11 protein-coding genes are annotated in these 9,511 nt (G+C 67.1%); 5 read left to right on the plus strand and 6 right to left on the minus strand.

Going from position 1 to position 9,511, the window contains the following annotated elements:
- Positions 1-35: 35 nt before the first annotated feature.
- Together rlmN and ACODTJ_RS24920 are read left to right on the plus strand one after the other, a co-directional pair.
- The gene (gene rlmN / locus ACODTJ_RS24915; protein WP_454654433.1) at positions 36-1,262 is read left to right on the plus strand and encodes a dual-specificity RNA methyltransferase RlmN; all 1,227 of its coding nucleotides are present in this window, start codon (positions 36-38) and stop codon (positions 1,260-1,262) included.
- 3 nt (positions 1,263-1,265) lie between these two features.
- Positions 1,266-1,745 (plus strand): hypothetical protein, encoded by a 480-nt coding sequence (locus ACODTJ_RS24920; RefSeq protein WP_454654434.1) that lies wholly within the window; start codon positions 1,266-1,268, stop codon positions 1,743-1,745.
- A gap of 6 nt (positions 1,746-1,751) precedes the next feature.
- On the opposite strand, the gene ggt is transcribed toward ACODTJ_RS24920, so the two are convergent.
- On the minus strand, positions 1,752-3,488 hold the full coding sequence (ggt, locus tag ACODTJ_RS24925; RefSeq protein WP_454654435.1) for a gamma-glutamyltransferase: 1,737 nt from the start codon (positions 3,486-3,488) through the stop codon (positions 1,752-1,754).
- Positions 3,489-3,612: 124 nt separating this feature from the next.
- Here ggt and ACODTJ_RS24930 point away from each other — a divergent pair, with 124 nt between their 5' ends.
- The 3 genes from ACODTJ_RS24930 (at position 3,613) to ACODTJ_RS24940 (ending at position 5,799) form a co-directional block, all read left to right on the plus strand.
- On the plus strand, positions 3,613-4,215 hold the full coding sequence (locus ACODTJ_RS24930) for a LemA family protein (protein WP_454654437.1): 603 nt from the start codon (positions 3,613-3,615) through the stop codon (positions 4,213-4,215).
- 130 nt (positions 4,216-4,345) lie between these two features.
- Entirely contained in the window at positions 4,346-5,194 is an 849-nt protein-coding gene (locus ACODTJ_RS24935; RefSeq protein ID WP_454654439.1) for a TPM domain-containing protein, read from the plus strand.
- Entirely contained in the window at positions 5,194-5,799 is a 606-nt protein-coding gene (locus ACODTJ_RS24940; protein ID WP_454654440.1) for a TPM domain-containing protein, read from the plus strand. The genes ACODTJ_RS24935 and ACODTJ_RS24940 overlap by 1 nt, the downstream gene beginning before the upstream one ends.
- A gap of 120 nt (positions 5,800-5,919) precedes the next feature.
- Here ACODTJ_RS24940 and ACODTJ_RS24945 read toward each other — a convergent pair whose 3' ends face one another.
- The 5 genes from ACODTJ_RS24945 to ACODTJ_RS24965 all read right to left on the minus strand — a co-directional run bounded on the left by ACODTJ_RS24945 (position 5,920) and on the right by ACODTJ_RS24965 (position 9,511).
- On the minus strand, positions 5,920-6,687 hold the full coding sequence (locus tag ACODTJ_RS24945) for a DUF1223 domain-containing protein (protein WP_454654442.1): 768 nt from the start codon (positions 6,685-6,687) through the stop codon (positions 5,920-5,922).
- A gap of 68 nt (positions 6,688-6,755) precedes the next feature.
- Complete coding sequence (locus ACODTJ_RS24950; RefSeq protein ID WP_454654443.1) at positions 6,756-7,736, minus strand: lipid A biosynthesis lauroyl acyltransferase; 981 nt, start codon at positions 7,734-7,736, stop codon at positions 6,756-6,758.
- Between the two features lie 212 nt (positions 7,737-7,948).
- Positions 7,949-8,971, minus strand: coding sequence for a zinc-binding dehydrogenase (locus ACODTJ_RS24955; RefSeq protein ID WP_091862509.1), 1,023 nt, complete (start codon positions 8,969-8,971; stop codon positions 7,949-7,951).
- 16 nt (positions 8,972-8,987) lie between these two features.
- Positions 8,988-9,272: a type II toxin-antitoxin system RelE/ParE family toxin gene (locus tag ACODTJ_RS24960; RefSeq protein WP_454654445.1), complete on the minus strand. Its 285-nt coding sequence runs from the start codon at positions 9,270-9,272 to the stop codon at positions 8,988-8,990.
- Positions 9,269-9,511 (minus strand): CopG family ribbon-helix-helix protein, encoded by a 243-nt coding sequence (locus ACODTJ_RS24965; protein WP_454654447.1) that lies wholly within the window; start codon positions 9,509-9,511, stop codon positions 9,269-9,271. The genes ACODTJ_RS24960 and ACODTJ_RS24965 overlap by 4 nt, the downstream gene beginning before the upstream one ends.

Here is a 9,511-nt window from a genome sequence, read left to right on the forward strand (position 1 = left end):
CCGCGCCTTCCCCGATGGGCGACGACAGAGCTCCGATGACCGCATCCGTTCCCGCTACCGCCGCTCCGGCGGCCGAACCCGTTTTGCGACGCCCTTCGCTGGTCGGGCGCACCCGCGCTGGCTTGCTTGAGGCGCTGGCCGAGATCGGCGTGCCCGAGAAGGAGCGGCGCATGCGCGTCGGCCAGCTCTGGAACTGGATCTACCATTACGGCGTGCGCGAATTCGACGCGATGACGACGATCGGCAAGGGGCTGCGCGGTGAGCTCGCCGAGCGTTTCTCGCTCGACCTACCGACCGTCACGGCCGAGCAGGTCTCGACCGACGGCACCCGCAAATGGCTGATGCGCATGCCCTCGACTGGCCCGCATGATCGCGGCGCCGAGATCGAATGCGTCTATATCCCCGAGGTCGATCGCGGCACGCTCTGCGTCTCCAGCCAGGTCGGCTGCACGCTGACCTGCACCTTCTGCCATACCGGCACGCAGCGCCTGGTGCGCAACCTCAAGACCGAGGAGATCGTCGCCCAGGTGATGGTGGCGCGCGACCGGCTTGGCGATTTCCCGAATCGCGCGGCACCGGACGGCGCTTTCGTTCCCAACGATGGCGGGCGCTTCGTCTCGAACATCGTCTTCATGGGCATGGGCGAGCCGCTCTATAATTTCGACGGCGTGCGCGATGCGATCGCCGTGATCACGGACGATCAGGGCCTGTCGATCGGGCGCCGCCGCATCACCGTCTCGACCTCGGGCGTGGTGCCGCAGATCGGCCCGCTCGGCGAGGAGATGGGCACGATGCTGGCGATCTCGCTGCATGCCGTGCGCGACGACCTGCGCAACGAGCTGGTGCCGCTCAACAAGAAATACCCGATCAAGGACCTGCTCGAGGCCTGCCGGAACTATCCGGGCCTGTCGAACGCCAAGCGCATCACCTTCGAATACGTGATGCTGAAGGGCGTGAACGATTCCGACGCCGAAGCGCGCGAGCTCGTCCGCCTGCTCAAGGGCATCCCGGCCAAGATCAACCTGATCCCGTTCAACCCGTGGCCCGGCACTAAATACGAGTGCTCGGATTGGGACCGGATCGAGCGCTTCTCCGAGATCGTCTTCCGCGCCGGCTATGCCTCGCCGGTGCGCACGCCGCGCGGGCGCGACATCCTCGCCGCCTGCGGCCAGCTCAAGAGCGAGACGGAAAAACTCTCCGCCCGCGCCCGGCTCATGCTGGACGAGGCGCAGGCCGACGCTCCGGCTGTGGCGGCGGAATAAGCCTTGCTGCGCTGGCTCCTGCTGATCCCGTTCGCCTGCCTCGTCGCGATGGGGGCGGGCGTGTTCTTCCTGGGAGCGGCGAGCTTTGCTTCGCCCGCCGTGGCCATGCTGATCGGCGGCGGTATCGAGCGGTTGATCGATATCCTGTTCGGGCTCGCCGAGAGCGGGATCGATCCGGCGCCGGCCGCTCAGGCGGCCTTTGCCCTGATCGGCAAGCTCGGCATGGCGATCATCGTGGCGCCGGTGGTGCTGGTCGCGGTTGGCTCCGAACTCTTCCGTCTGCGCAGCGGCCTGCTCCAGAGCGGCTTCACCGGGCTTCTGGCTGCGCTCCTGCCGCTCGCGATGCTGCGGCTGTCGCGCGCGCCGAGCACGGCCGAGATCCAGATCATCTCCGGGCTCTTCCTGGTCGGCGCGGCGACGGGCTTCGTCTACTGGCTGATCGCCGGGCGCGGCGCTGGTGGCGAGCGCCCGGCGCAACAGTAATCCTGCTCAGTCGCCGATCGCGACGCCTTCGCGGCGGCCGTCGGCGCCGCCCAGAAAGCCTTCCGGCGTCTTGACGATGGCCTGCGTGCCCGAGGTCATCTCCAGCAGGCGGACCTCGTGGCCTCTGGCCTCCAGAGCCGCTTTCCAGGCTTCGGCCTCGGTGCCCTTCTCCAGCTCGGTCGGGCCGTTGCGGCTACCGAAATTGCCGAAATCGACGGCCTGTTGCGGGTCCATCTTCCAGTCGAGCAGGGCAACCAGCGTCTTGGCGACATAGCCGATGATCTGGCTGCCGCCGGGCGAGCCGACCACGGCATGGAGCCGGCCGAAAGCGTCGAAGACGAGCGTCGGCGCCATCGAGGAACGCGGGCGCTTGCCGGGCTCGACGCGGTTGGCGACGGGCTTGCCGTCCTCCTCGGGTGCGAAGTTGAAATCGGTCAGCTCGTTGTTGAGCAGGAAACCGCCCTTGGTCATCAGCCGGGAGCCGAAACCGTCCTCGATCGTCGTGGTCATGGCGACGGCATTGCCGTCCGCATCGACCACCGAAATATGGCTGGTGCCGTTCTCGATGCCGTCGGAGGGGGCAAGGAGCTGCGCGCGCCGATGTGGCGGATCGCCGGGCTTGGCGCGGCCCATCGAGCGCTCGGGACTGACAAGGCCGGCGCGCGAGCGGATATAGTCGCGATCGATCAGGCCGCGCACGGGCACACTGATGAAGGCGGGATCGGCGAGATAAAGCGCGCGATCGGCGAAGGCGAGCCGGCCTGCCTCCGTGAACCAGTGGGCTGCATCGGCGCCCTGCCCGATGCGGCGCAGGTCCTGGCCTTCGAGGATGCCGAGCATCTGCTGGAGCGCGACGGCGCCCGAGCTCGGCGGGCCCATGCCGCAGAGGCGCCAGATGCGGTAGGCGCCGCAGACCGGGTCGCGTTCCTCGACCTTGTAGCCCGCGAGGTCGGCCAGCGTGATGTCGCCGGGATTGGTCGGGTGGCCGGTCACCGTCGCGACGATGTCCTCGGCGATCTGTCCTTTGTAGAAGGCTTCCGAGCCCTGTGCGGCCACGGCGCGCAGCGTCGCGGCGAAGGCCGGGTTCTTCAGGATGGTGCCGACGGTCTTGGGCTTGCCGTCCGGCTCGTAGAAATAGGCAGCAGCCAGGGCGTTCTTCGGGAGGTCCTTTTCACCGGCCAGCAGGCCGTTGAGGCGCGGCGAGATCGCGAAGCCTTCTTCCGCCAGTTTTACCGCGGGCGCGACGACATCGGCCCAGGGCAGCTTGCCCCAGCGGCGATGCGCCTCTTCCAGCAGCTTCAGCGTTCCGGGCACGCCGACGGAGCGGCCGCCGACCACGGCCTCGCGGAACGGCATCGGCTTGCCGTCCCTCATGAAGCGGTCGGGCTTGGCGGCGGCGGGCGCGGTCTCGCGCCCGTCCAGCGTCGTGACCTTGCGGCCGGCCTCGTCCCAATGGACGAAGAAGGCGCCGCCGCCGATGCCGGAACTCTGCGGCTCGACGAGGTTCAGGACGAGCTGGATCGCGATGGCGGCGTCCGCCGCGCTGCCGCCGGCGCGCAGGATCTCGCGGCCGGCCGTCGCGGCCAGCGGATTGGCGGCGGCGGCCATGAAGCGCTGGGCTGTGCCCAGGGTCTTGGTGGCGCGCCCGGTCGCAGCCTCGGGGGCGGGCGCTTGTGGCTGGGCGACGGCGATCTGCGCGGCCAGCAGGGCGGATGACAGAGAGAGAAAGAGAGACAGGCGCATGGGCGAAGCTCCAGTGAGAATCGCACGATAGGCCATTCGTCGCAGCGTGACAGCTTGGATGGGCGGGCGCTGGCGAGTAAGGTCCGAATCGCTAGTTCTGACGTTGCCAAAAGGGGTTTTCGGCATGTCGTTTTCGACTCATCTTCGCCGGCCGCTCACCTGGCTCATTCTCGGCATGCTCGGCGTCGTGCTGGCCGGCTGCGGCTACAACAACGTGCCGACGCTGGAGGAAAAGGCGAAAGCCGCCTGGTCCGAGGTGCAGAACCAGTATCAGCGCCGCGCCGACCTGATCCCGAATCTGGTGGAGACGGTGAAGGGCTATGCCGCGCAGGAGCGCGAGGTCCTGACCGCGGTGGTCGAGGCCCGCGCCAAGGCGAGCCAGGTCAAGGTCGACGCCTCGACCATCAACGACCCCGCGAAGTTCAAGGAATTCCAGGACGCGCAGAACCAGCTCACCGGCGCGCTCGGGCGGCTGCTCGTCACGGTCGAGCGCTATCCGGAGCTGAAGTCCAACCAGAACTTCCTCGCCCTGCAGTCGCAGCTCGAAGGCACCGAGAACCGGGTCGCGGTGGCGCGGCGCGACTACATCCAGGCGGTGCTGGCCTTCAACACCGAGATTCGCACCTTCCCGGGTGTGATCTGGGCGAAGCTGTTCTGGGGCGCCAAGCCGATGGAGACGTTCGCGGCGACCGCCGGAGCGGACCGGCCGCCGGCGGTGAAGTTCTGAAGAGCCTATGGTCTTGCCAAAAGAGGCACGCGGAACCCCTCTCCCGAGTGGGAGAGGGGCAGGGGTGAGGGCAGGACGGGAAACGTCTTGGCCTAGCCCTTGCTGCGGCAGCGGTTGGCTCGGAACTCTAATGGTCCAACGGCCTACACCTCACCCCTGCCCCTCTCCTTACAGGAGAGGGGTTCTGCGTTGCGTTTCCGCATTCTTCCTCTTTTTGTTTTGCGCTTTCTCTGCATTCGCCGAGCCGCGCTATCCCGCACTGACCGGGCGGGTCGTCGATGGCGCCAACCTGCTCGCGCCGGATGTCCGGCAGCGGCTCGAAGACAAGCTCAAGGCGCATGAGGACAAGACCTCCGACCAGGTCGTGGTCGCGACGGTGCCCTCGCTGCAGGATGTGACGATCGAGGATTTCGCCAACGGGCTCTTCCGGCACTGGAAGCTCGGCGAAAAGGCGAAGAACAACGGCGCGCTGCTGATCGTCGCGCCGAAGGAGCGCAAGGTCCGCATCGAGGTCGGCTACGGCCTGGAAGGGGCGCTGACCGACGCGCTCTCCAAGGTAATCATCACTACGGCGATCGCGCCCAAGTTCAAGACCGGCGATTTCGCCGGGGGGATCGAGGGCGGCGTCGACGCCATACTGACCATTCTCGCGGGGGATGCCGAGGAATGGCAGCGCAGGGCCGAGGTGCGCTCGGACGAGAGCACGCTGGGCGAGGACATCGCGGTGATCATCGCGATGATCTTCATCTTCCTGTTCATCGTCGCGTTCCTGCGGGGCTTGAGCCAGCAGGGCGGCGCGCGCCGGCATCGCCTGCGCAACGGGCAATGGGTGACGCTGCCGCAGAGCACGGGCTGGAGCACGGGCTCGGGTTCCAGCTCGGGCTGGAGCGGCGGCGGAGGCGGCTGGAGCTCGGGCGGCGGCGGATTTTCAGGTGGCGGCGGTTCGTCCGGCGGCGGCGGGGCTTCGGGAGACTGGTGATGGATTCAGCCGACAGGGATGCGATCGCGGAGGCTGTGCGCCGGGCCGAAAGTCTGACCGCAGGCGAGATCGTCGTGGTGATCGACCGGGCCGCGTCGAGCTATCGCAATGTCCCGGCGATGATGGCGCTGACGCTCGCGCTGTTCGTGCCGTGGCCGCTGCTGTGGCTGACGGTGATGAGCGCGCAGCGCATCTTCCTGATCCAGTTGATCTGCGCCGCCGGATTGCTGGCGAGCCTGCTCTGGTACGGCCGAGGCGGACGCTTCGTGCCGGGTTTTGTCAAGCGCCGACGTGCGCATGATGCGGCGCTGCGCGAGTTCACGGCGCGCGGCCTGACCCGGACGAAGGGGCGCACCGGCGTGCTGCTCTATATCGCCCTGCAGGAGCGCTATGCCGAGATCCTGGCCGATACCGGCATCGACGGGCTGGTCGAGAAGGATACCTGGCGCGGCATCATCGAGCCGCTGCTCGCTGCCGCGCGGGAGGATCGCCTGACCGAAGGGCTGATCGCCGCCGTGGGTTCCGTCGGGACGGTGCTGGGACAGCATGTGCCGCCCGTGCCCGGCGATGTCGACGAGCTCTCGAACAAGGTGATCCTGCTTTAGGCAGCGTGTGCACTACCTTTGTCATTCCGAGGCGCGCCGCAGGCGCGAACCCGGAATGACAAAGCAGGCGACCGGGGCAACCCGGTCATCGTCCACACCGCTCGGTGGAGCGGAAAACGCTCAGCGCTTGGCCAACCCCTTCGCGGCGCCGAGGATCGCGCCCGGCATCATGTGGCCGTATTTGTTGGGGCGCTCGGCCTGGACGACGACGACATAGCCATCGGCCTCCGGCGCCTGTGTCGCCGAAAGCGGGGCGGTGACGGTCGTTTCCCTGCCGGTCCAGTCGCCGACGCGCACCATGCCGCGCACGACATTGGCATAGGACAGCGTACGGCCCTGGTTCTCGCCGCGCGTGATGGGCACCGCTGCCTGATGCGTGGTCGGCAGCACCCAGATGCCGGCCGTGGCCTCGCTCTCGCCGCTGGCCGGGGCGACCTTGATCTGGAGAGCGCCGTTCTCTTCCTTCAAGGCGATGCGGGCGGCGAAGCCGGTTGCCGCGAACTGGTTGACCGCCTTCTCGATCTCCGCCCGCTCCGAGCCGATCGCGTGGGCAGCGCCATTGATCACCACCTGCGGCGTGTAGACCTGACCGTCGCCCCGGGCCTTGGCGTAGAATTTCTGGCGCCGGGCGAAGGAATCCTTGCCGAGCGTGTCCTTCCAGCCGAGATAATCCCAATAGGTCACCGGCAGGGTCAGGGCGATCAGTTCGGGATTCTTGGCCAGCTCGACGACCAGAGCATCGGCCGGCGGGCAGGAGGAGCAGCCCTGGCTGGTGAAGAGCTCGATGACCGCCCTGGGTGCCTTCGCCGGCGTCTGCGCGTGAGCGGCCGCCATGCCCAAGGCAAAGGCGGCAACGGTCGCTGCGAGATGGCGCGGGCGAGAGGACATGATCGGGACTCTGCGGGTGACGTCTTTTCCGGAGGTTACCAAAGCCCGCAATCGGCTTGCGAGGGAAATCACGTTGCCTTGAAAACGGGCACGGTCGCGCTGGCGTGATCAAAGGCGTCGCGCGCAACGGCCGAGATCATATTGGGCCGCCAGCGGCGATGCATCCAGAGCCATTGTTCGGGATACTCGCGCACCCAGCCCTCGACCACGGCCGTCATCATCGCCATTGCGCCCTGCACGTCAATCTCGCCATTGGCGTCGCGCGGCAGATCGAGCGGCGGCGTCAGTTCGAGCCGGAAGCGGTGGTTCGGCAGGCGGATGACGCGTACGCCATGGACGGGGCATTCGAAGCGCTTGGCGAACTTGCCCATGATCGGGTTGGTCAAGGCCGGGCGGCCGAAGAACGGCACCACGACGCCACGTGTGAAATGCTGGTCGATCAGCATGCCCAGATGGCCGCCATTCTCCAGCACGCCCTGCATGGCGAAGGCTGCACCCTGCTTCGCAGCGGCTAGCCCGCCCATCGTGCCGGAGCGGATCTCGTGGACGACGGCAGCGATTGCCGGGTCGTTCGGGGCGCGGAAGACGGCGGTGGTTTCGAGATCGTAGGCCTGGGCGCAGATCGCCGGCAGCTCCCAATTGGCGAGATGGGTCGAGAAGATCAGGCCGGGCTTCTCGTCGTCCTTCAGCGCGATGAAGTGCTCGATCCCCGCGACCTCGACGCGCGAGGGCTTGTCGGGGTTGAGGTAGTCGTAATCGAAGAGCGTCTTGAGATGGGCGTATTCGCCGGCGACGCGGCCGAGATTCTCCCAGGCGCCGCGCGCGATGCGCTTGACCTCGGCCTCGTCCTTCTCGGGAAAGGCCGCGCGGATGTTGGCCAGCGCGACGCGATTGACCGGGATCAGCGGGCTTGCGGTGCGCAGCAGCCAGCCGCCGAGATCGCTGGCACGCTCGGGGCCGAGCATGCGCAGGAATGCGAACAGGGCGCGGATCACGCCGATCATCACCGCGGCGCCGGCGCGCGCGGCGATAGCCTTCAATCGTCTCAAGGTCGGTCCTGCCTCAGAGCAAGTCCGCGTTGCTGCGCAACGCACACCTGCTCCGCCCATTTGTTTGGTCGCATTTTCTTCACGCGAACCGGTGCCCACTTCGCTTGAAAATGCTCTAGATCGCCCGTGCCGAGAGCAAGACCGGGCCTTGAACGGGCGATCTGGGGCAGGAAGCCGCCCGCGTCAAGTCCTTGGCGGGAAACAGCTCCCGGTCAGAAGGCGATGACGACCTTGCCGAAGACCTTGCGGCCCTCGATCCGGGCGAGGCCCTTCTCGAATTCGGCAAGCGGGAAGACCGAATCGATCACCGGCTTCATGCCGCCGGCCATCTTCTCCAGCGACTGCGCGATGTTCTCGATGCGGCAGCCGAAGGAGCCGGTGATGCGGTATTGCTGCTGGAAGAGCTGCATCAGGTTGATCGTCGCCGAGGGGCCGGAGGTCGCGCCGCAGGTGACGAGCCGGCCGCCGCGCTTCAGGCACAGCAGCGAGCCGTTCCAGGTGTCGGCGCCAACGTGCTCGAACACGACATCGACGCCCTTGCGGCCGGTGAGCTTGCGGACGACGCCCTCGAAGCGGTCCTCACGGTAGTTGATGACGTGGTCGGCGCCCAATGCCTTGGCCTTGGCGCCCTTCTCGTCATCGCCGACCGTCGTATAGACCGTGCAGCCGATGGCCTTGGCCATCAGGATCGCGGCCGTGCCGATGCCGGAGCCGCCGGCATGGACGAGCACGGATTCGCCGGGCTCCAGCTTCGCGTTGTCGAAGAGCATGTGCTGGACCGTGCCGAAGCCGATCGGCGCGCAGGCCGCATCTTCGAAGGAGACGCCCTTGGGCGCCTTGATGGTGAGGCGAGCCGGACGATTGAGCAGTTCGCGGGCGAATCCGTCGATATGGAAGCCCATGATGCCGGCGACGTTCTCGCAGAGATTGTCGCGGCCTTCGCGGCAGGCCTTGCACTGGCCGCAGGTATCGGCGCCATAGGCGGTGACGGTGTCGCCGGGTGCGAAGCCAGTGACGCCCTCGCCGACGCAGACGATCTCGCCGGCCGCCTCGACGCCGGCCGCCTGCGGCATCTTGCGCTTGGCGAAGGCCATGCCGCGGAAACCCCAGAGGTCGAGATAGTTGAGCCCGACTGCCTTGATACGGATCTGCACCTCGCCGGGAGCGGGCGGCGGCGGCGGCTCGATCTCCTCGAGACGGAGATCACGGTCGCCATGGAGTTGGAGGGAACGCATGAGGGTTCGAGTTCTTTCAGAGCTGGTCCGGCCACTGCCGGGAGGTATGAATCACAGCGAGGATTTCGACGCGGCCGTCGCGGACGCGGTAGGGCAGGATATAGGGCGTTCCAGTGAGGACGAGTTCGCGGGTCCCATCGCTCCGGCCCGGCCGCCCGATTTCCGGGTGGCTGACGAGCATCGCGGATCGCTTCTCGACCAGATCGACCAGTGCTGTCGCAGCGGATCGGCTATCCCGCGCGACGAACGCAAATATCTGATCGAGTTCGCGTAGCGCGCGCTTCGTCCAGATGAGCTTCACTCGGCCATGGCCTTGTATTTATTGAACACCGCCGCGACTTCCTCATCCGTCGCGAATTCGCCCCGATCGGCTTCGGCAATGCCTTCCTTGATCCGCTGGATTTGCCAAGCATTCAGTTCGACATAGTCCTGGATCGCCTTGGCCGCGATCCAGTTGCGCGAGCGGTCGGTGTCGGCGGCCAGCGCGTCGAGCTTGGCCAGCATCTCGTCGTCGAGGCGGATGGTGAAGGCTGCCGTCAT

Source organism: Allobosea sp. FG18 (genome assembly GCF_057809495.1).